20 protein-coding genes are annotated in these 20104 nt (G+C 69.1%); 8 read left to right on the forward strand and 12 right to left on the reverse strand.

Annotated elements, in window-relative coordinates; all coding sequences use genetic code 11:
* Positions 1–109: 109 nt before the first annotated feature.
* Positions 110–685, forward strand: coding sequence for an HhH-GPD-type base excision DNA repair protein (locus QU603_RS14140; protein ID WP_308492014.1), 576 nt, complete (start codon positions 110–112; stop codon positions 683–685).
* A gap of 95 nt (positions 686–780) precedes the next feature.
* Positions 781–1611 (forward strand): universal stress protein, encoded by an 831-nt coding sequence (locus QU603_RS14145; RefSeq protein ID WP_308492015.1) that lies wholly within the window; start codon positions 781–783, stop codon positions 1609–1611.
* Positions 1612–1849: 238 nt separating this feature from the next.
* Here QU603_RS14145 and QU603_RS14150 read toward each other — a convergent pair whose 3' ends face one another.
* The 3 genes from QU603_RS14150 to QU603_RS14160 form a co-directional block, all read right to left on the reverse strand.
* Positions 1850–3364, reverse strand: coding sequence for a fatty acyl-CoA synthetase (locus QU603_RS14150; RefSeq protein WP_308492016.1), 1515 nt, complete (start codon positions 3362–3364; stop codon positions 1850–1852).
* Between the two features lie 229 nt (positions 3365–3593).
* Positions 3594–4982 carry a glycine--tRNA ligase gene (locus QU603_RS14155; protein ID WP_308492017.1) on the reverse strand — a complete coding sequence of 463 codons (1389 nt, stop codon included), beginning with the start codon at positions 4980–4982 and terminating at the stop codon, positions 3594–3596.
* Between the two features lie 97 nt (positions 4983–5079).
* Complete coding sequence (locus tag QU603_RS14160) at positions 5080–5478, reverse strand: DUF4870 domain-containing protein (RefSeq protein ID WP_308492018.1); 399 nt, start codon at positions 5476–5478, stop codon at positions 5080–5082.
* Between the two features lie 210 nt (positions 5479–5688).
* On the opposite strand from QU603_RS14160, the gene QU603_RS14165 reads away from it, so the two are divergent.
* Entirely contained in the window at positions 5689–6276 is a 588-nt protein-coding gene (locus QU603_RS14165) for a class I SAM-dependent methyltransferase (RefSeq protein ID WP_308492019.1), read from the forward strand.
* A 66-nt stretch (positions 6277–6342) separates the two neighbouring features.
* On the opposite strand, the gene menC is transcribed toward QU603_RS14165, so the two are convergent.
* Genes menC through QU603_RS14180 form a run of 3 tightly spaced genes read right to left on the reverse strand, consistent with a single transcriptional unit; the run spans position 6343 to position 8230 of the window.
* Positions 6343–7476, reverse strand: a complete 1134-nt coding sequence (gene menC / locus QU603_RS14170; protein WP_308492020.1) for an o-succinylbenzoate synthase — start codon at positions 7474–7476, stop codon at positions 6343–6345.
* 9 nt (positions 7477–7485) lie between these two features.
* Positions 7486–7872, reverse strand: a complete 387-nt coding sequence (locus QU603_RS14175; RefSeq protein ID WP_308492021.1) for a hypothetical protein — start codon at positions 7870–7872, stop codon at positions 7486–7488.
* 46 nt (positions 7873–7918) lie between these two features.
* The gene (locus QU603_RS14180; RefSeq protein ID WP_308492022.1) at positions 7919–8230 is read right to left on the reverse strand and encodes an ArsR/SmtB family transcription factor; all 312 of its coding nucleotides are present in this window, start codon (positions 8228–8230) and stop codon (positions 7919–7921) included.
* Between the two features lie 79 nt (positions 8231–8309).
* Here QU603_RS14180 and QU603_RS14185 point away from each other — a divergent pair, with 79 nt between their 5' ends.
* Positions 8310–9542 carry an MFS transporter gene (locus QU603_RS14185; protein ID WP_308492023.1) on the forward strand — a complete coding sequence of 411 codons (1233 nt, stop codon included), beginning with the start codon at positions 8310–8312 and terminating at the stop codon, positions 9540–9542.
* Positions 9543–9578: 36 nt separating this feature from the next.
* Here QU603_RS14185 and QU603_RS14190 read toward each other — a convergent pair whose 3' ends face one another.
* The 4 genes from QU603_RS14190 to QU603_RS14205 form a co-directional block, all read right to left on the reverse strand.
* Positions 9579–10298, reverse strand: coding sequence for a GNAT family N-acetyltransferase (locus tag QU603_RS14190; RefSeq protein ID WP_308492024.1), 720 nt, complete (start codon positions 10296–10298; stop codon positions 9579–9581).
* Between the two features lie 44 nt (positions 10299–10342).
* Complete coding sequence (locus QU603_RS14195; RefSeq protein WP_308492026.1) at positions 10343–11344, reverse strand: sugar phosphate isomerase/epimerase family protein; 1002 nt, start codon at positions 11342–11344, stop codon at positions 10343–10345.
* A 27-nt stretch (positions 11345–11371) separates the two neighbouring features.
* On the reverse strand, positions 11372–12529 hold the full coding sequence (locus QU603_RS14200) for a Gfo/Idh/MocA family protein (RefSeq protein ID WP_308494034.1): 1158 nt from the start codon (positions 12527–12529) through the stop codon (positions 11372–11374).
* An 85-nt stretch (positions 12530–12614) separates the two neighbouring features.
* A complete protein-coding gene (locus QU603_RS14205) occupies positions 12615–13661 on the reverse strand; it encodes a substrate-binding domain-containing protein (RefSeq protein WP_308492027.1) in 1047 nt (348 codons plus the stop codon).
* Positions 13662–13951: 290 nt separating this feature from the next.
* Here QU603_RS14205 and QU603_RS14210 point away from each other — a divergent pair, with 290 nt between their 5' ends.
* The 4 genes from QU603_RS14210 to QU603_RS14225 all read left to right on the forward strand — a co-directional run bounded on the left by QU603_RS14210 (position 13952) and on the right by QU603_RS14225 (position 18163).
* Complete coding sequence (locus QU603_RS14210; protein WP_308494035.1) at positions 13952–15427, forward strand: sugar ABC transporter ATP-binding protein; 1476 nt, start codon at positions 13952–13954, stop codon at positions 15425–15427.
* On the forward strand, positions 15424–16461 hold the full coding sequence (locus tag QU603_RS14215; protein WP_308492028.1) for an ABC transporter permease: 1038 nt from the start codon (positions 15424–15426) through the stop codon (positions 16459–16461). Before QU603_RS14210 ends, QU603_RS14215 begins: the two co-directional genes overlap by 4 nt.
* Positions 16462–16552: 91 nt before the next feature.
* Entirely contained in the window at positions 16553–17734 is a 1182-nt protein-coding gene (locus QU603_RS14220; RefSeq protein WP_308492029.1) for an ROK family protein, read from the forward strand.
* Between the two features lie 246 nt (positions 17735–17980).
* Positions 17981–18163, forward strand: coding sequence for a hypothetical protein (locus tag QU603_RS14225; protein ID WP_308492030.1), 183 nt, complete (start codon positions 17981–17983; stop codon positions 18161–18163).
* Between the two features lie 6 nt (positions 18164–18169).
* Here the strand turns inward: QU603_RS14225 and QU603_RS14230 are convergent, their stop codons facing one another.
* Positions 18170–19189, reverse strand: a complete 1020-nt coding sequence (locus QU603_RS14230; protein ID WP_308492031.1) for a fumarylacetoacetate hydrolase family protein — start codon at positions 19187–19189, stop codon at positions 18170–18172.
* A complete protein-coding gene (locus tag QU603_RS14235; RefSeq protein WP_308492032.1) occupies positions 19186–20082 on the reverse strand; it encodes an MBL fold metallo-hydrolase in 897 nt (298 codons plus the stop codon). The genes QU603_RS14230 and QU603_RS14235 overlap by 4 nt, the downstream gene beginning before the upstream one ends.
* Positions 20083–20104 lie beyond the last annotated feature (22 nt).

Here is a 20104-nt window from a genome sequence, read left to right on the forward strand (position 1 = left end):
AAGGCGTCGAGCACCCGATCAGCGTCACCCGCCTGCAACTCCCGATAGACCGTCACATCGGCCGGATTACCTATCCCGACCTCGCATGCCGACTGACAGACTGGTTCACATGGCCCTTCACATCACCGGAGACACCGCCGCCGACGACCTGCTCACGAACAACCCGCTGGCACTGCTGGTGGGGATGCTGCTGGACCAGCAGGTCGCCATGGAGACGGCGTTCACCGGCCCGCTGAAGATCCGGCAGCGCGTGGGGTCGATGGATGCCGCGACCCTCGCCGACTACGACCCCGACGCCTTCGCCGAGGCATTCCGCCAGACTCCCGCCGTGCACCGGTACCCGGGGTCGATGGCTTCTCGTGTGCAGGTGCTGTGCCGGCAGGTCGTGGAGGACTGGGACGGCGATGCCGCCGCGATCTGGACGCGCGATGAGCCCACCGGCGCCGAGGTGTACACGCGGCTGCGCACTCTGCCCGGGTTCGGCGAGCAGAAGGCGAAGATCTTCCTGGCTCTGCTGGGCAAGCAGTACGGGTTCACCGGAGCGGGCTGGCGCGCGGCATCCGGCCCGTACGGCGATGACGGATCGCTGCGCAGCGTCGCCGACATCACGAGCCCCGAGACCCTCGCCGCTGTGCGCGAATTCAAGCGCGAGCTGAAAGCGGCGGCAAAGGCGAAGAAGAGCTGATGTGACCCGGCCGCAAGGGGTCGCCCGAAGCGAGCGCGTGGCCTAGCCTGTGAGCACAGGACCTAGCCGGCCCCAGTGAGCACAGGGAGATCATCATGAGCGACACGATCCTCGTCGGAGTCACGTCCGCCGCTGTGGCAACGCGCGCGGTGGACTGGGCGGCAGCGCGTGCCGCTACCCTCGGACAGCACCTCGAACTGATCGCCGTCGTCGGCGGAGCGGTGGGCGCCGTCGGCGAAGACGACGTCGTGCGCACGGCCGAAGACGCCGCACAGCAGCTGCTGGACGGTCATGCCCAGCGGGCACGACAGGCGGGGGCGGATGTCTCGACCCGCGTCGACCGCGGCAATCCGGTCACCGTGCTGGTGGAGGCATCCCCGTCGGCCTCGGTGCTCGTGATCGGCAGCGACGCGACGGGACCCGGATCCACGCGCGGGTCGCACGGCATCCGGATCACCGCGGCCGCGCAGTGCCCCGTCGTGGTCGTCCCCGACCTGGACGTGGAAGGCCATGGCGTGCTCGTGGGCACCGACGGTTCCGAGGTCTCGGCCGCCGCCCTCGCGTTCGCCGCCGCCGAGGCCGCGCGCACCGGTGAAGCGCTGACGGCGGTGAGCGTGTGGACCCCGATGCCGATCCCGGGGCCGCTGAGCGGATACCCCGAGCCCTACCTCGACGATATGCAGGGCGTCACCGCCGAGATCCTGCGCAGCGCGCTGGCACCGGTGCGCGAGCTGTACCCCGACCTCGAGATCGTCGAGCGGGTCGAGTGCGGTTACCCGTCAACGATCATCACCGAACTGGCGCAGGAGGCCCGTCTCGCCGTCGTCGGCAGCCACGGCCGCGGCGCGTTCGCCCGGCTGCTGCTGGGGTCGATCAGCCACGAGGTGCTCGCGCGACTGGCGACCGTCACCGCGATCGTGCGCTGAGCGCTCGTCGCTCGACCCGCGCCCGCCACGGCCGGTGTCGAACGGAGGACTGCCCGCCGGCGCGAGGACTCTCAGCGCCCGAGCGCCCTCGTCTCGGCCGAGCGCCCTCGCCTCGGCTGAGCACCCTCGTCTCGGCTGAGCACCCTCGTCTCGCCCGAGCGCCCTCGTCTCGGCCGAGCGCCCTCGCCTCGGCTGAGCACCCTCGTCTCGGCCGAGAGCCCTCGGCCGAGCGCGCGGGTCAGCCGCGGGCGCGCAGCTCGCGCTTGAGCAGTTTGCCGCTCTGGTTGCGCGGCAGCTCGTCGACGAATGCGACGCGCTTGGGCACCTTGAACGGGGCGATCATGCGCTTCACGTGTGCGATCAGGTCGTCGGCCGTGGCATCCTGCCCCTCGCGCAGCACGACGAACGCCGTGATCGCCTCGATCCACCGGTCATCGGGCATCCCGACCACGGCGACCTCGGCGACGGCGGCGTGCGTGTACAGCGCGTCTTCGACCTCGCGCGAGGCGACCATGATGCCACCGGTGTTGATGACGTCCTTGATGCGGTCGACCACCGTGATGAACCCCTCGGCGTCGCGGGTGACCATGTCGCCGGAATGGAACCATCCGCCGCGGAACGCCTCGGCCGTGGCATCCGGGTCGTTCCAGTACCCGTCGCACAGCTGCGGCGACCGGTAGAGCACTTCGCCCGCCTCGCCGACCGGCACCTCGTCGCCCTCGGCGTCCACGATGCGCGCCTCGACGAAGAACACGGGGCGTCCGCACGACGCGGGGCGTTCCTCGTGTTCTTCGGGGCGCAGCACAGTGGCAAGCGGGGCCACCTCGGACTGACCGAAGCAGTTGTAGAACCCCAGGTCGGGGTAGCGCTCGCGCAGCCGCTGCAGCACCGTCACCGGCATGATCGAGGCGCCGTACTGCGCCTTGGTCAGCGACGACAGATCACGCGTGTCGAGGTCGGGGTGGTTTGCCAGCGGGACCCACACCGTCGGCGCGAGGAACAGCGACCCGATGCGTTCGGACTCGACCCGCTCGAGGATCTCGGGCACCACCGGCGCCCCCAGCAGCGAGATCGTGGCACCGATGGACAGGTACGGCAGCATGAACACGTGCATCGCCGCCGAGTGATACAGCGGCATGCACACCAGCGGTCGGTCGTCGGGCGTGAAGTCGAGCGCGATGAGGCACGAGACGTATTCGGCGACCAGGGCGCCGTGGCTCATCATCGCCGCCTTCGGCTTCGACGTCGTCCCCGACGTGAACAGCAGCTGCACCAGGTCGGTGGCTTCGGCCTCGTCGGCGAACGAGGGCACCGCGCCGGTGGACGCGGCATCCAGCAGCGAGCCGGGGCCACAGCGCAGCGGGACCACCTGGTCGATGGCGAGGGCGGCGCAGACGGGGGCGGATGCCTCGGCCAGCGCGGGATCGACGAGCACCACGCGTGCGCCCGACGTGGTCAGCAGGTACGAGAGCTCGTCGCCGCGCAGCGCGTAGTTGATCGGCACGTGCACGAGCCCGGCGCGCGCGCAGGCGAGGAACGCGATGACATAGGCGTCGGAGTTCGTGCCATACGCCGCGATCCGGTCGCCCTTCGCTGCCCCTGTGGCCAGCAGCCAGCCGGCCGCGCGCGAGACGGCGTCGTCGAGCGCGCGGTAAGTCCACGTTCGATCTTCGAAGGTCAGAGCGGTGCGGTCAGGATTGCGGGCGGCGCTGCGACGCAGCACGCCGTCGACGCTGTCGGCGCGGGGGTTCATGCCTGAAGCCTAGCGCCGGGATGCCGCGGCCCGGCGGTGTCGGGCGATACCACCCGACAGCCTCAGCAGTCAACACATACGGGTCCGGTGCACGGACGCTGGTCAGAAGTGCCTGCCGAACGGCGCCGCCGGGATTCAACAGTCAACTGATGCGGCTCCTTCACGGCGACACCCGCAGAAGGTGACTGCTGAAGGTCCGCGCGTGCGAGCTCGGACGGAGGCGACCCGCCTACGCGCCCGTGAGCCGCTCGGCCAGGTACTGCTCGACGTCGGCGACCGGCACGCGCTCCTGCGCCATGGTGTCGCGGTCGCGCACCGTGACGGCGTTGTCATCGAGCGAGTCGAAGTCGATCGTGACGCACAGCGGCGTGCCGATCTCGTCCTGCCGGCGGTAGCGGCGGCCGATGGCCCCGGCGTCATCGAAGTCGGTGTTCCAGCCGCGGGCGCGCAGCGTGTCGGCGAGCTCACGGGCCAACGGCGAGAGCTTCTCGTTGCGCGAGAGCGGCAGCACCGCGACCTTCACGGGAGCCAGCCGCGGGTCAAGGCCGAGCACCGTGCGGGTGTCGGTGCCGCCCTTCGCGTTCGGGGCCTCTTCTTCGCGGTACGCGTCCACGAGGAACGCCATCATGGCGCGGGTGAGTCCGAACGACGGCTCGATCACGTACGGGATGTACTTCTGGCCCGACGCCTGGTCGAAGTACGAGAGCGACTGGCCCGAGGCATCCTGGTGATTGGACAGGTCGAAGTCGGTGCGGTTGGCGATGCCCATGAGCTCGCCCCACTCCTTGCCGGCGAAGCCGAACCGGTACTCGAGGTCGATGGTGCCGTCGGAGTAGTGCGCGCGGTCCTCCTTCGGCACATCCAGCCGCTGCATGTTCTCGGCCGACAGGCCCAGGTCGACGAACCAGTCCCAGCACTCCTCCACCCAGTGCTCGAACCACTGCTGCGCATCTGCCGGCGGCACGAAGTACTCGATCTCCATCTGCTCGAACTCGCGCGTGCGGAAGATGAAGTTGCCGGGCGTGATCTCGTTGCGGAACGCCTTGCCGACCTGGCCGACCCCGAACGGCGGCTTCTTGCGCGAGGCCTGCACGACGTTGGCGAAGTTGATGAAGATGCCCTGCGCGGTCTCGGGCCGCAGGTAGTTCAGGCCCGACTCGTCTTCGACGACGCCGAGGTAGGTCTTCATGAGACCCGAGAACTCACGCGGCTCGGTGTAGCGCCCCTTCGTGCCGCAGTTCGGGCACGGGATGTCGGCCAGGCCGTTCTCGGCCTTGCGGCCCTTGCGCGCCTCGAAGTCTTCGATGAGCGTGTCGGCACGGAAGCGCTTGTGGCAGTGCAGGCACTCCACGAGCGGGTCGGTGAAGGTGGCGAGGTGGCCCGAGGCCTCCCACACCCGCTTGGGCAGGACCACCGACGAGTCCAGGCCCACCATATCGCCGCGGCCGCGCACGAAGGTCTGCCACCACTGTCGGCGGATGTTCTCCTTCAGCTCGGTGCCCAGGGGCCCGTAATCCCATGCCGAGCGGGAACCGCCGTAGATCTCACCGGCCTGGAACACGAACCCGCGATGGCGGGCGAGGGCGATGACTTTGTCGAGGCGGCTGGGCTCGGCCACGGTGGCTCCAATGGTCGCAGAAGGGGAAACAGAAGAGGATGCCGCAACCCGCGGCATCCTCGATTCTATCGGCGGGCGATCACCCGGCCCTGCGACGTCACTTCAGGAACGGGATCGACAGCGGATACGTGTACCACTGCCCCTGGTTCGACTTCACGGCCGCGATGATCGAGAACACGATCCGCACGATGTAGACGGCGGCCAGGATCACGAAGCCGATGAGGGCCAGCGTGGTGATCCATCCGATCACCTCGGCGATGAGCATCGTCAGCTGGAAGTTGAGCGCGGTCTTCGCGTGTGCGCGCACGAAGGGCCCGCGATCCTTCAAGACGAGGTAGCCGATCAACGCCGGCAGGAACTCGAAGAAGATGCCGCCGATGTGGATGAGTGTGGCCCAGAGCTTCTCATCGGCAGGATTCAGCGGCTGCTGTGCCGGCTGGCCGTAGCCTTGCGGGGGTCCCGGCGGCTGCTGCGGGGGAACCGGAGGTGTGGTCATGCGGCCAGCCTAGGCGTTGCCTGTGCGGGCGCGCTACGGGGTTATCCCCAGGGCCGTCATCGGCCCTGCTCAGGGCATGCCTGACGGGATGCCGAATTCCTCGGGAAAGATGCCCATCGACGGCACGCCGCAGGATCTCCTGCTGACGGAGCCCTACGCTCAGACTCCGGAGGCGTCGTGTTCAGCGCCCGCAGCATGCAGACTGAGTGCATGGCGAAGCCTCCGATGATCGACGACGACGCCCTGGACGACCTCGAGCGCGAACTCATCGGCCGGGCGCGCGGGCGCGTGCTCGAGCTGGGCGCCGGACGCGGCGAGAACTTCGGCGCGTTCCACCCCGACATCGCCTGGCAGGGTCTCGAGCCCGACGCCGAGCGGCGTGCAGAGCTCGCCCGCCGCGCTCGCGAGTGGGGCCACCACGCCGACCCCCTGGACGCTGTCGCCGAGAGGCTGCCGATGGAAGCGGCATCCATCGACGCCGTCGTGGCGACATACGTGCTCTGCACCGTCGAGGACGTCGCAGCTGCCGTCGCCGAGGCCCGGCGCGTGCTCGTCCCCGGCGGACAGGTGCTGCTCGTCGAGCACGTCCTTGCACCGCACAGCGCGACGATGCGCGGGCTGCAGCGCGTCGCGACGCCGCTCACCAAGCGCTGGTGCGGCGGATGCCACCAGGACCGTGATCCGCTGCCCGCGCTGCGTGCGGCCGGATTCACCGACGTCGAGGTGCGGCACCGCCGCGTGCACGACCGTCCACTGCCACCCGAGTCGATTCTGCTGTACGAAGGCGTCGCGCCCTGACTCGCCGGGTGGCACCGCCGTTCTGTCGACACGCTTCGTGCAGCGAGACCGAAACGCGACGTCGTGTCAGCGGCGCAGCTCGACGCGCTCGACGGTGGCGGCGTCCAGCGCGTCCGGATCGATCTCGACGCCCAGCCCGGGGCCGGTGGGCACAGCGATGTGGCCGTCTTCGAGCACGGCCGGCTCGGTGACGATGTCGCGCATGTAGAAGCGGTCCGATGCCGACACGTCGCCGGGCAGCGTGAAACCGGGAAGAGCGGCCAGCGCGGCGTTCGCGGCCCGGCCGATGCCCGTCTCGAGCATGCCGCCGCACCAGACCGGCACACCGGCATCCCGGCACAGATCGTGGATGCGCACGGCCTCGAGGTACCCTCCGACCCGACCCGCCTTGATGTTGATGACGGATGCCGCACCCAGCGTGAGTGCGTCGGCGGCGGCCTTGGCCGAGGTGATCGACTCGTCCAGGCACACCGGGGTGCGCAGGCGTGCGGCCAGGGTCGCGTGGTCGACGATGTCGTCCTCTTGCAGAGGCTGCTCGATCAGCAGCAGGTCGAACCGGTCGAGCTCGGCGAGCAGGTCGGCGTCGTCCAGCGTGTAGGCCGAGTTCGCATCGACCTGCAGCGGAATCGTGCCGAAAGCATCGCGCACTGCGGCGGTCTCGGCCAGATCACGCCCGGGCTTGATCTTGATCTTGATGCGCACATACCCGGCGTCGAGGTAGCCGCGCACGAGCTCCACGAGTTCGGCCGGGTCGCGTTGGATGCCCACCGACACCCCGGAGGGCACACGATCGACGCTCGCGCCGAGGTACTCGCCGAGCGGGCGACCCTCCGAGCGCAGCGCGGCGTCGATCACCGCGAGCTCGAGCCCCGCCTTGGCCATGCGATGCCCGACGATCGGTTCGAGCAGGCCGGGCACCTCCTCGGGCGCGAGTCTGGCGGGCTCGAGCAAGGCGGGGACCAGAAAGCGCTGCGCGACATCCCAGGCGCCCTGCGTGTACTCGCTCGAATACAGCGGCGAGGACGAGGTCACCATCTCGCCCCACCCGTCGCCGTCGGCGGTCAGAGCCCGCACGATGATCGCCTCGCGCACCGTCTCGGTGCCGAACGAGGTCGTGAACGGCGAGACGAGCGGCAGGTGCACGACGCGCAGTTCGAAGCCGTCGAGGGCGATGGATGCTGCGGCGCGGGCGATCGGCATGTCGACAGGCTACGCCGGGGCGCCGACCACACGCCCGTCGGGATCGCCCGCACGGCGCGGTCGCAGGACGGGCGGCAGCGGCCACGACAGCTCGAAGCGCTCGACGGGTGCATCGATCGCGCCGTAGTCGTCGGTCTGCACGACGATGCGGTCGGGGGTGACCTCGACCATCCGCACGCGCAGGGGTGCGGCATCCTCTCTCTCGAGCATCCAGATGTCGGCGAGCCAGGCGATGCCGCGGGCCTCGAGGGCGGCTTCGGCCTCGAGCCACTCGGTGGGGGCGGATGCCTCGCGCCCGAGCAGATCGACGGCGACCCAGCTGTCGCCATCGGGTCGGATCCACCCGACGAGTTCGCCGTCGTCTCGACGGTGCGGTGTCCAGTCCGAAGGGAGCATCCGCTCACCTTAGCCGGTCGCCGCCGTGGGCCGGAATGAGCGGAGATCAGTCGCGCAGCACTGAATCGAGAAGGCCCGGGAAGCGGGAGTCGAGGTCGTCGCGGCGCAGAGTGAGCAGCCGCTGGCGTCCCTGCGGTTCGTTGCGGATGACGCCCGCCTCGCGCAGCACCTTCATCAGGTGCGATCTGGTCGATTTCGGCAGATTCGGATCGGTCATCTGGCACGCGGCCATGTTCAGCGGACCGCCGGCGAGCTGACGGACGATCGCAAGGCGCTCGGGGTCGCTCAGCGCGAAGAGCACATCCGTGAGCTGCAACTCGGAGCGCTCCGGGTGTGTGAGTTCCGCGACGCCTGGCATGGTTCGATAATAGTTGCACTATCGTGAGATGTCATCTAGGCTCCATCCGTTCGAGTTTTTTCGAACAAAAGGAGCAACCATGACCACGACCTCTTCCACCGTCTCCCGCGGCACCGCGATGGCCGGTGTCGCGTCTCGCGTTCAGCACCGCACGCCCTTCGGCTTCGTGCTGGCCATCGTCGCCCAGGTGGTGATGATGGCCGGCGCCAGCGCGCCGTCGCCGTTCTACCCGGTGCTGGCCCACAGGATCGGATTCGACACCGGGGTCATCGGCACCGTGTTCGCGGCGTACGCCGTGGCCGTGCTGCTGACGCTGCTCACGGCCGGATCGCTCTCCGACCATGTCGGCCGGCGCCCCGTCGCCATCGCCGGGCTCGTGCTGCTGGCGGGGAGCATGTTCGTGTTCTGGCACGCCGACTCGGTTGCGCTGCTGATTCTGGCCCGCATCGTGCAGGGCGTGGCGAGTGGTCTGCTCATCTCGACGCTGTCGGCGGCCACCCTCGATCTCGCCCCTGAAGGCCGCACCGGCCTCGCCGCCCTGTGGAACGCCCTGGCACCCGGGATCGGCCTGGCCCTCGGCGCGATCCTGTCGGGCATCGCGCTGGATGTCACCGGGGCTCCCCTCGCTGAGGTGTTCGCCGCCATGACCATGGCCTTCGTCGTGCTGGCGGCTCTGTTCGCGCTCGTCCCCGAAACCGCTCCGCGACGTCCTGGTGCGTGGCGGTCGCTGCGATTCCGACTGGTGGTGCCCGGCGCGGTCCGCGCCGACTTCTGGCGCTCGGTTCCGGCCGTGGTGGCCGGCTGGGCGACCGGGGGGCTCTTCCTCTCGCTCGGCGCGAACATCGTGCGCGACCAGCTCGGCGCCGGCGGGCACATCTGGCAGGCCCTTCCTGTCACGCTGCTCGCCGGGGCCGGTGCCGTCGCAGCGTTCACCATCCGCCGCCGCACGCCGCGGACCACGCTGATCTTCGGCACCGGCGCACTGGCCGCAGGCACGGCGCTGTCGCTCGTGGCACTCGCGGTGACGTCGCTGCCGCTCTACCTGGCCGCCGTCGTGGTGACCGGGAGGGGCTTCGGCACCGCGTTCTCGGGCGTGCTCGCCTGGCTCTCACCCAAGATCCCGTCGACCGAGCGCGCCGACACGCTCGCCATGATCTTCCTCGTCGCCTACCTCGCCTTCGGCGTGCCGGCGGTGATCGCGGGGATGCTCGTGAGTGCGCTGCCGATCGGCACGGTCTGCCTCGGATACGGCGCCGTGGTCATCGCCTTGGCCCTGATCGCCCTCATCCTGCGCGTGCGGCGCGCCGACTGAGGCGACCCGCAGCGTCGCGTGGCCCCGTCGGCGGGCTCAGCGAGCAGCGACGAACAGGTACCCGCGCGTGTCGTCGAACCCGCCGACGACCAGGCCCCCGGCGAGACGGGCTAGGAACGCGTCACGTACCCGCACGCGCCATGCTGCAGCATCCTGCGCCGACTGCGCCCGCACCGCTTCGATGTCTGCGGGAACGGCGACGGATGCCACGACCCGCGCGTCGTCCGGCGCTGCAGTCGAAGGGCGCGTCAGGTTCCACTCGACCAGCAGCCGGTCGGACGCGTCGCCGCGGTTGACACCGTCGTCCATCGCACCGTAGTGGTCGACGAGATACTCGACCACGTGGGCACCCAGCGCCCGCAGATTGAAGTGCGCGTTGCGGGCGACGAGTGGGTCGAACGTCCAGGTGATGCGCTCGACGCCGTGTGACAGCGCCCACTCCCGCTGATGCCGTTTGAGGGTGTGGCCGATGCCGTGGCCACGATAGACGGGCAGGATGCCGGTGATGTGCGAGTGCATCGACCGGGCGCCGGGCTCGGCGAAGAACGCCGCCGAGGCGCCGATCATGCGGTCGCCGTCATAGACGCCGACCGTGTAGTTGCCCGAATGGGCGAGGGCGCGCAGCAGGTTCGGCGGCATGCCGCTGCCGTCCCCGCCCCACACCTCGCTGAGGACACGGGATGCCGCGAACACGGCATCGACGGTGCGCAGCTCGCGGATGCTGATGTCGGCGGCGGGCGCGGTGGTTTCGGCCATGATCCATGGTCGCACCGCCGGCGCCGCCGCTGTGGCCGCCGTCGTCAGGTCGTCGAGAACGCGGCGTCGAATGCGGCGTCCGGCGGAGTGATCGCGTTGAGCTTGCGCACGTACGCGAGCGCTTCGGGGGCACCCTGAAGGCGATCCATTCCGGCGTCTTCCCACTCGACCGAGGTGGGGCCGTCATAGCCGATCGCATTCAGCGCACGGAACAGCGGCTCCCAGGGCACCTGTCCATGCGCCGTCGAGATGAACGTCCAGCCACGGCGCGGGTTGGCCCACGGCAGGTGCGACCCGAGCACTCCGTTGCGTCCGTCGAGGTTCGTGACCGACTCCTTCACGTGCACATGGAAGATGTGCGGCGCGAAGTCGAGGACGAACGCGATCGGGTCGAGCTGCTGCCACATGAAGTGCGACGGGTCGAAGTTGATCCCGAAGCTCTCGCGGTGGCCGATGGCCTCGAGCGTCGCCTTGGCCGTCCAGTAGTCGTATGCGATCTCGGAGGGATGCACTTCCAGCGCGAAGCGCACACCCACCTCTTCGAACACGTCCAGGATCGGATGCCACCGCTGCGCGAAGTCGCGGTAGCCCGCCGCGATCCATTCGTCCGACGCGGGCGGGAACATCGCCACGGCCTTCCAGATCGATGACCCGGTGAAGCCGGTGACCGTCTTCACGCCCAGGGCGGCGGCGAACCGTGCCGTCATCTTGAGCTCTTCGGCCGCACGCTGGCGCACACCCTCCGGATCGCCGTCTCCCCAGACGCGGTCGTTCAGGATGTCGCGGTGCCGCTCGTCGATCGGGTCGTCGCACACCGCCTGACCGGCCAAGTGGTTCGAGATCGTCCACACCTTCAGCCCGTTGCGTTCGAGGATGTCTCGGCGCGACTGCACATAGGCCGCGTCGTCCCAGCGCCCGACGTCGATGTGGTCACCCCAGCAGGCGATCTCCAGCCCGTCGTATCCCCACTCTCCGGCAAGCCGTGCCACCTCCTCGAACGGCAGGTCGGCCCACTGGCCGGTGAACAGTGTGATCGGACGTGTCATGTCTCCTCCTCGATGTCTGACGGATTCTCACGCCGGGATGTACGCCGCCGTGCGCACCCATCCGGAATTGTCGCGTGCACTCTGCTCGACCGCCGCCAGCACACGCTGCACGCCCAGCCCTTCGGCGAACGAGGGGTGCGGCTGGGACCCGTCATGGATCGCCGTGACCAGATCGACGACCTGATGCACGAACCCGTGCTCGTAGCCCAGCATGTGCCCCGCCGGCCACCATGCGCCGATGTACGGATGCGTCGGCTCGGTGACCAGAACCTTCGTGAAGCCCTGCAGCTCGGCCGGGGCGGTGCGATCGTAGTGATGCAGGACATTCAGCTCTTCGAGATCGAAGGCCAGCGCGCCGCGATCGCCCGAGACCTCGAGCGTGAGCGAGTTCTTGCGACCGGTGGCGAATCGCGTGGCCTCGAACGAGGCGAGCGCACCGCCGGCCAGTCGGCCCGTGAAGATCGCCACGTCGTCGACGGTGACTGCTCCCCGACCGTCGCCGGCGACTCCGGACAGTCCCGCACCCGCTGCCAGCAGCGGCCGCTCGGCCACGATGGTCTCCACGGTCCCCGACACCGCCTCGATCGTCTCGCCCGTGACGAACTGGGCCATGTCGATGATGTGCGCACCGATGTCACCCAGCGCCCCCGAGCCGGCATGCTCGCGCTGCAGACGCCAGGCCAGCGGTGCATCGGGGTCGACGAGCCAGTCCTGCCGATAGGCGGCCCGAACCTGCTGCACGCGCCCGATCCGCCCTTGTGCGATCAGGTCGCGCATGAGGGTGACAGCGGGCACACGTCGATAGGTGAAGCCCACCATCGCAATGCGACCGCGTGCGGCGGCGGCATCGGCCGCCGCCAGCATCTGCGACGCCTCCTCGACCGTGTTGGCCAAGGGCTTCTCGCACAGCACGTGCTTGCCCGCCTCCAGCGCGGCGATCGCGATCTCGGCGTGCAGGTCACCCGGCGTGACGACGTCGATGACGTCGATGTCGTCACGCGCGATGACCTCGCGCCAGTCGGTCGCTGACTCGGCCCATCCCCACTTCTGCGCCGCCTGCGCGACCCCGGCGGCATCGCGGCCCACCACGACCGCCATCTCGACATCGACCGGGAGGTCGAACACCGCAGGTGCCTGTCGCCACCCGACCGAGTGCGCGGCTCCCATGAACCCGTGGCCGATCATGGCGATGCGCAGTTTGTCTCTCACGAACCGTTCCTCCCGGTCGGGGCGCGGGGCGCCGCGAAGCGTCCCGCGCCGTGGCTGATGCTCAGGACTTGAAGGCCAGGTCGATGAACTGGTCGACGTTGTCCTTCGTGACCACCGGAGCGTCCAGCACGACCCGGTTCGGGATGCTGGGGGTGACCAGATCGCTCATCGTCTTGCTCTGCGCGATCAGTCGCGCCATGGCGATGCCGTCGGCCGCCTGCGTCGACGGGTAGATCACCGTCGCCTTCAGCACGCTGTCGTCGGCCTTGATGGCGTCCATCGCGTTCTTCGAGCCCGCGCCGCCCATCATGAAGAACTCGTCGCGGCCGGCCGAGTTGATGGCTGCCATCACGCCGATGCCCTGGTCGTCGTCATGGTTCCAGATCGCGTCGATCTTGGGGTTGGCAGCCAGCAGCTGGGACGCGGCCGACTCGCCTCCGGCGACCGTGAAGTCGGCGGCGACGCGTGCGTCCACGTTCAGCCCGCAATCGTTCAGGGCATCCTTGAACCCCTTCGACCGGTCCTGCGTCAGCGGCAGCGAATCGATGCCGGCGATCTCCGCGACGAACGATCCGGGCTTGTCACCCAGCTGGCTGCAGATGTAGGTTCCCGCGCTGACACCCATGCCGTAGTTGTCGCCGAGGACCGTGGTGCGCGCGGCGAACGGACTCGAGAACTCGCGGTCGACGTTGATCACCGGAATGCCGGCCTGCATCGCCTTGATCGCGACCTCGGTCAGCGCCGCGCCGTCGGTGGGCAGCAGCACGATGGCATCCACCTTCTCGTTGATGAAGGTCTCGACTGCGGCGATCTGGGCGTTGGCGTCGTTCGTGCCTTCGGCCAGTTTGAGCGTCACATCGTCGAACCCTGCGGCGGCATTCTGCGCGCCGGTGTTGATCGCGCCGAGCCAGCCGTGGTCTGCGGCAGGACCGGAGAAGCCGATCACGACGGTGTCGCCGGATGCGGCGTTCTCGTCGCTGGTGGTGCCCTTCTTGCCGTCAGTGCCCGAGTTGCCCGAGCTGGTACAGCCGGCCAGGAGTGCGACGGCGGCGAGCGCCGAAACGCCGGCGACGACGAATCGTGACGCTCTGGTACGGAAGGTGTACATGTGATTCCTCCTTGAATGCGCGTGCAGGTCGACGCCTCGAACTTCGGTCGGACACGCTGACGCGACCACCGTAGCAGAAGTGTCCGACAATTGGTCAGCTTCTGTTTAAAGCCATGCAAAAGCCTCATTCGCCGTCGCAGGGTCGATTTACGCAGAATCTCAGGCGTCATCACGGACCCTTCCGGATGCCTCCCTGGCGCTGAGGACGTCTGGATGCCGAGAGTCCATCATGTTATGGTTATCGTGTGATCAAAGCTGACCATGTCCCGCCAATACTCGAGGTGCGAGGGATCACCAAGTCCTTCGCCGGTGTCCATGCTCTGCGCAGCGTCGACCTCGAGGTGCTTCCCGGTGAAGTGCACTGCATTCTGGGGCAGAACGGCGCGGGCAAGTCGACCCTGATCAAGGTCCTCGCCGGCGTGCACCAGCCCGACAGTGGCACGATCACCTGGAACGGGCAGGCGATCGCGATCGACGATCCGCAGGCAGCCCTCGAGGCCGGCATCGCCACGATGTATCAGGAACTGGATGTCGTGGAAGGTCTCACGATCGCCGAGAACGTGTTCCTGGGGCATGAGCTGGCACGGGGCGGCTTCAGTCGCCGCAGCGCCGCAGCACGTCAGACGCGCGAGCTGCTGGAGCGTCTCGGCCACGGATCGCTGTCACCGCACACCGAGGTCGGCACGCTCAGCGCTGCCAACAAGCAGATCGTCAGCATGGCGCGGGCGCTGTCGCACGACATCAAGCTGATCATCATGGACGAGCCCTCGGCCGTCCTCGACTCCGAAGAGGTCAAGAACCTCTTCCACGTCGTGCGCGACCTCACCTCCCAGGGCATCGCGGTGGTCTACATCACGCATCGACTCGAGGAGATCAGGCAGATCGGCGATCGCATCACGGTGCTCAAGGACGGTCGGAGCACCGCCGGCGGCCTGCTGGTGGCCGACACGCCCACACCCGAGCTCATCCGCCTGATGACCGGGCGCTCGGTCGACAACGTGTTCCCGCCGGCCGTCCCGGTGCCGGTGGACGCGCCCGTCGTCCTCGACGTCGCGGGGCTGAGCCTGCCCGGCGTCTTCACGGACGTGTCTTTCTCGGTGCGCGCCGGTGAGATCGTCGGTCTGGCAGGTCTGGTCGGGTCCGGGCGATCGGAGATCCTCGAGACGATCTACGGTGCACGACGGTCCGGCGCTGGAGCGGTCAGCGTGGGCGGCACACGACTGCGCCCGGGGTCGACCTCGGCCGCGGTCGCCGCCGGCGTGGGTCTCTCGCCCGAGGAGCGCAAGAGCCAGGGCCTCATCCTCGACGAGTCGATCTTCGTCAACGTGACGCTGTCGTCGATGTCGCGATTCGCCAAAGCCGGATTCCTCGACGAGAGGTCGGAGCGTGCGGCGGTGCGCGAGCAGATCGCCGCCCTGGATCTGCGCCCCGCCGACCCCGATCGACCGGCCGCCACGCTGTCGGGCGGCAACCAGCAGAAGATCCTGCTGGCACGGTGGCTCGTGCACGGCACGCGCGTCCTGCTGCTGGACGAGCCCACCCGCGGCGTCGACGTCGGCGCGCGCACCGAGATCTATACCCTGATCCAGCGTCTTGCCGCCGCCGGCAACGCCATCGTGGTCGTCTCCAGTGAGATCGAAGAGGTCCTGGGCCTGGCCGACACCGTACTGGTCATCGCGGAGGGTCGCGTCCTGGCGACCGCACCCGCATCGAGCATCGACGAGCACGGAGTGCTCAATCTGGTCATGAGAGGAGTCGCCGCGTGAGCGAGCAGACCACCACCGGCACCGAGCAGTCGGCGCCGGTCACCCCACCATCGTCCGGATCTCTCCTGCAGCGCACGCTCTCGGGATCGGTGGGCCGCAACCTCGGCCTCGTCGTGGCGCTCCTGGTCATCGTCGTGGCCGGCGCGATCACCGCCGGCGACACCTTCATGACCTGGAACAACACGCTCACGATCCTGCGTCAGGCCTCGATCATCGGCGTGATCAGCGTCGGGACGACATTCGTCATCATCGCCGGCGGGATCGACCTGTCGGTCGGCGCGGTCATGGCCCTCGCCTCGGTCGTGGCCACGCTGGATGCCGTGCAGCAGACCGCGTCGAGCTCGCACTGGATCGTCATGGTCGTGTTCGCCCTCGCCGTCGGCACGGCGGCCGGCCTGGTCAACGGCATCGTGATCGCCTACGGGCAGGTCGTCGCCTTCATGGCGACGCTCGCAATGCTCGTCGCCGCCCGCGGGCTGGCCGAGATCCTGGCCGAGAAGCGCACCCTGGTCATCGAGGAGCGCGAGTTCGTGACGTTCTTCAACGAGGACATCCTGGGCGTCGACATCCTGATCTGGATCTTCGCGATCGTGGCGGTGGCGGGATGGATCCTGCTCAACCGCACGACGTTCGGGCGACGCACCGTCGCGATCGGCGGCAACCCCGAGGCGTCGCGACTGGCGGGGATCAACGTCAAGCGCCACATGGTGTGGCTTTACGTGATCGGCGGGTTCACCGCCGGCATCGCCGCGGTGATGATCCTCGGACGCACCACGGCGGGCACCTCGACGCACGGCACGCTGTACGAGCTGGACGCGATCGCCGCCGTGGTCGTGGGCGGCACCCTGCTCATCGGCGGGCGCGGCACGATCACCGGCACGGTGCTGGGTGTGCTGATCTTCGCCACCCTGTCGAACGTGTTCGTGCAGAACAACCTCTCCTCGTCGGTGCAGGCCGTCGCCAAGGGCGTGATCATCGTCGTCGCGGTGCTGCTGCAGCAGCGATTCGCCAAGACCGCACGACAATCGTCCTGAGGCCTACCCGCGGGTGGGTCAGTGATCACCCGCCAGAAGCGATACGTGTTCGGCCGATGATGCCGAGTGATTGACTGGACGTGTGACACAAATGGCGAATGATTCGTCGACCATGAGCCTCGGCGTGACCGAGTTCCTGCAGCTTCTGCGCGACGGCGCCCCGCGCACCCGCGCGCAGCTGGCGAAGTCCACCGGACTGGCACGTTCGACGATCGCGTCGCGCGTGGATGACCTCATGCATCGAGGGCTGATCGTCCCCGTTGCCGACGCGGCATCCACCGGCGGGCGGCCGTCGTCCCAGTTCGCGCTGAATCCCGCCGCCCGTGTCGTCCTGGCCGTGGACATCGGCGCCTCGCATGTCACCGTCGCGCTGACAGATCTGGCGGCCACCGTGCTGGCCGAACGCACGGATCGCCTTGACATCGCCCTCGGCCCTGAGGCCGTGCTCACACACGTGGTCGAACGCGCACACGCGCTGCTGGCCGACACCGCCCGGTCGGCGGGCGAGATCGGCGCGATCGGCATCGGCGTGCCGGGGCCGGTGGAGGTATCGACGGGGATGCCGGTGCACCCGCCGATCATGCCGGGCTGGGACCGCTTCGACATCCCCGCGTGGATCGCCGAGCATCTCGATGCGCCGGTGCTGGTCGACAACGACGTGAACATCATGGCCATCGGCGAGCGCAGCGTCGCCTTTCCGGACGTCCAGCACCTCGTGTTCGTGAAAGTCGCCACGGGCATCGGCGCCGGGGTCATCTCCGGGGATCGCCTCGTGCGCGGAGCCCAAGGCGTGGCGGGCGACATCGGCCACATCCGGGTCTCGCGCGGCGACGACGTGCCCTGCACGTGCGGCAACCGCGGGTGTCTGGAGGCCCTCGCGTCGGGCCCCGCGATCGCGCGGGTTCTGCGCGAGATCGGCGTGGATGCCGCCGACGGCAACGACGTGGTCGAACTCGTCAAGCACGGCAACATCGATGCGATCCAGGCGGTGCGCCAGGCCGGCCGTGACATCGGCGAGGTGCTCACCGCCTGCGTCAGCCTGATGAATCCGTCGGTGATCGTCATCGGCGGATCGATGGCCCGCGTCGGCGAGCACCTGATCGCCGGGGTCCGCGAAGCCGTCTACACCCGATCGCTCCCCCTGTCGACGGAGCACCTGGCCATCGTGCCGTCAGCGGCAACCGGTGACGCGGCCGTGATCGGCGCCGCGATGCTGGCGATCGACCACACACTCTCGCCGGAAGGCCTGGCCCGGCTGCTCGCCCGCCCCTGAGCCGACGCCGTCGGACAGCGCCCCTCCTTCCCCTCCTGTCACGGACGGTGCCCGCTCGCGCTCGCTCTGCTCCCCGGGTTCGTCGGAGTGGGCGTCGGGCTGATGTCGGGCGTGTTCGCCACGATCCTCAGCGCCAAGCCCGTGCTCGTCCTCATGAAGGGTGTGCGATAGCCGATCGGTCCTCTGTCAAGGCCCTCTGCGTACTGCGCAGGTGGTCGTAGCGTCCTTCCAAAGCAAGGAGATGCCATGTCCACAGGAGCTTTCCCACCACCGTTGCCGTTCGGCGATGACGATCTCGAGCGTGATCGAGAGGAGCCGCTCCGCGACGCAGACGGCGACGACGTGTTCGATGAGGACGTCAACGACGATCTCGTCGACAGCGCCGAAGCCGATCGTGTCGCCTCCCTCGAGGAGGACGACGAGGAGTGAGGGCCGTCACCGCCGCCGAGCGCGGCTGCGCAGGCGTGCGCTGGGCAGTTGCGGCGCCGGCACCTGTGGGCCGACGGCACCGGTGAGTTCGCCGACGCCTTCGATGACCATGCGCACGACGTCGCCGGCCTGCAGCGGCGGGGGCGTCAGCGATCCGTTGCGCCCCCACAGCTCACCGAGACATCCGCCGTTTCCGACCGTTCCCGACCCGAGCACGTCCCCCGGCACGACGCGGGAGTTGCGGGATGCGTACGCGACGAGCTCGGGGAAGGGCCACCCCATGTTCGAGACGAGGTCCTCGCCGATCAGCTCGTCGTTGACGTACACCTCGGCGCGGATCGCGAGGAATCCGTCGGCGTCGAGGTACTGCTCGAGCTCGTCGGCGGTGACGATCCAGGGACCCAGGCTCATGCCGAAGTCCTTGCCCTTGGCGGGCCCGAGGCGCACCTTCATCTCCCGGGCCTGCACGTCGCGCGCCGACCAATCGTTCATGACCGTGTAACCGAAGATGACGGATGCCGCCTCTTGCGCGGTCAGGTTCGCCTGGCCCGCACCCGGTGCACTGCCCTGGCCCGCACCCGGTGCACCACCCGGTGCGGCGCCGATGATCGCGGCCAGCTCCAGCTCGAAATCGAGGCGCTCGGTCACCGGCGGAGAGACCGGCTCGTCCGGGCCGAGCACGGTGTGCGGGTTCGTGAAATAGAAGGTGGGCGCCTGGTACCACTCGGGGGCGACGTCGCTCTTGCCCTCCACTCCCGCACTCACACCCTCCACGTGCTCTTCGAAGGCGACGAAGTCCCGGATCGACGCCGGCGCGAGCGGTGCCAGCAGCCGCACCGACGACAGCGCCTGCGCCCGGGGCGCAGCATCCGCCACGCGCTCATACAGCGCGTGCGCGGCCGCCAGGCCCCGCGCGAGCACAGCGGCGACAGTCAGTCCGTCGGGGAACGCGACGACGCGATCGTCGATCACGAAGCCCTCGTGGACATCGGTGTCGGCGGGGGACCTCCAGCGCGCGATCTTCATGCGTGCACCTCCAGTGCGCGAGAGCCGTTGTAGTCGTACATGTCCTGCCAGGCCGCGGCGAAGTCGACGTTCGTTCCGTCGAGGTCGGCCAAGGCGCGGTGCAGATTGCCGGCGATGCGCTCGGGCTCCAGAAGCCCTGCGAACCGGCCGAGGTCGGCTTCACGCGCTGCCTGCAGCGCGGTCAGTCCGCGCTCGTGCGCGTCGCGGGCCACCTCGGTCAGGAACTGCAGGTAGTCCGCGACCGGCTGCAGCAGCTCGGGTCCGCCCAGCGGTCCGTGCCCCGGCACGACGACGGCGGGCTGCAGGCGCGTCAGCTGCTCGAGCGTCTGCACCCAGCCCGCGGGCGAGCCCGACAGGGCGAACGGGGTGCCCCCGCTGAAGACCAGGTCTCCGGCGAACAGCACTCCGTCGTCGGCAAGCCACACATATGCGTCGCCCTGCGTGTGGGCGGGCCGACCGGGGTGACGCACCTCGATGGGACGCGCGTCGGCGTCGAGGGTGAGCGCATCGTCGAACACGATGGTGGGCTGCCGGGCGTGCACGCTGCCGCGCTCGTAGGGCTCGAAGATGTGCGCGGCCGGGATGTGCGGCTGCCGCAGCTCGTCGGCGGCGACCCGATGCGCGACGACCTCGGCCTCGGGCAGGAGTGACAGGCCGTTGCAGTGATCGGGATGCGAGTGGGTGAGCACGACGCGCCGAACGGGCGCCGGCGTGGCAGCGGCGATCGCATCCAGGTAGCTGCGCATGCGCCGCTGCGTGGAGGTCGCGTCGATCGCGGTGGCCCCGTTCGGGCCGACCACCAGCCCCATGTTGTTGACCATCCAGCCTCCGTCGGGCTGGATGTAGGCCCAGACGCCGGCAGCCACTTCTTTCAGGTCGGGTGCGGAGTTCATGTCGTCCCTCTCACGTGAGCGT

The organism is Microbacterium terrisoli (assembly GCF_030866805.1).
In the GTDB taxonomy this organism is placed as follows: Bacteria; Actinomycetota; Actinomycetes; order Actinomycetales; family Microbacteriaceae; genus Microbacterium; species Microbacterium terrisoli.

Excerpts from the sequence above, each read along its gene's own strand:
- QU603_RS14140 (WP_308492014.1), top strand. The coding sequence starts at position 110 with ATGGCCCTTCACATCACCGGAGACACCGCCGCCGACGACCTGCTCACG.
- QU603_RS14145 (WP_308492015.1), top strand. The coding sequence starts at position 781 with ATGAGCGACACGATCCTCGTCGGAGTCACGTCCGCCGCTGTGGCAACG.
- QU603_RS14150 (WP_308492016.1), bottom strand. The coding sequence starts at position 3,364 with ATGAACCCCCGCGCCGACAGCGTCGACGGCGTGCTGCGTCGCAGCGCC.
- QU603_RS14160 (WP_308492018.1), bottom strand. The coding sequence starts at position 5,478 with ATGACCACACCTCCGGTTCCCCCGCAGCAGCCGCCGGGACCCCCGCAA.
- QU603_RS14165 (WP_308492019.1), top strand. The coding sequence starts at position 5,689 with ATGGCGAAGCCTCCGATGATCGACGACGACGCCCTGGACGACCTCGAG.
- menC (WP_308492020.1), bottom strand. The coding sequence starts at position 7,476 with ATGCCGATCGCCCGCGCCGCAGCATCCATCGCCCTCGACGGCTTCGAA.
- QU603_RS14175 (WP_308492021.1), bottom strand. The coding sequence starts at position 7,872 with ATGCTCCCTTCGGACTGGACACCGCACCGTCGAGACGACGGCGAACTC.
- QU603_RS14180 (WP_308492022.1), bottom strand. The coding sequence starts at position 8,230 with ATGCCAGGCGTCGCGGAACTCACACACCCGGAGCGCTCCGAGTTGCAG.
- QU603_RS14185 (WP_308492023.1), top strand. The coding sequence starts at position 8,310 with ATGACCACGACCTCTTCCACCGTCTCCCGCGGCACCGCGATGGCCGGT.
- QU603_RS14190 (WP_308492024.1), bottom strand. The coding sequence starts at position 10,298 with ATGGCCGAAACCACCGCGCCCGCCGCCGACATCAGCATCCGCGAGCTG.
- QU603_RS14195 (WP_308492026.1), bottom strand. The coding sequence starts at position 11,344 with ATGACACGTCCGATCACACTGTTCACCGGCCAGTGGGCCGACCTGCCG.
- QU603_RS14200 (WP_308494034.1), bottom strand. The coding sequence starts at position 12,529 with ATGATCGGCCACGGGTTCATGGGAGCCGCGCACTCGGTCGGGTGGCGA.
- QU603_RS14205 (WP_308492027.1), bottom strand. The coding sequence starts at position 13,661 with ATGTACACCTTCCGTACCAGAGCGTCACGATTCGTCGTCGCCGGCGTT.
- QU603_RS14220 (WP_308492029.1), top strand. The coding sequence starts at position 16,553 with ATGGCGAATGATTCGTCGACCATGAGCCTCGGCGTGACCGAGTTCCTG.
- QU603_RS14225 (WP_308492030.1), top strand. The coding sequence starts at position 17,981 with ATGTCCACAGGAGCTTTCCCACCACCGTTGCCGTTCGGCGATGACGAT.
- QU603_RS14230 (WP_308492031.1), bottom strand. The coding sequence starts at position 19,189 with ATGAAGATCGCGCGCTGGAGGTCCCCCGCCGACACCGATGTCCACGAG.
- QU603_RS14235 (WP_308492032.1), bottom strand. The coding sequence starts at position 20,082 with ATGAACTCCGCACCCGACCTGAAAGAAGTGGCTGCCGGCGTCTGGGCC.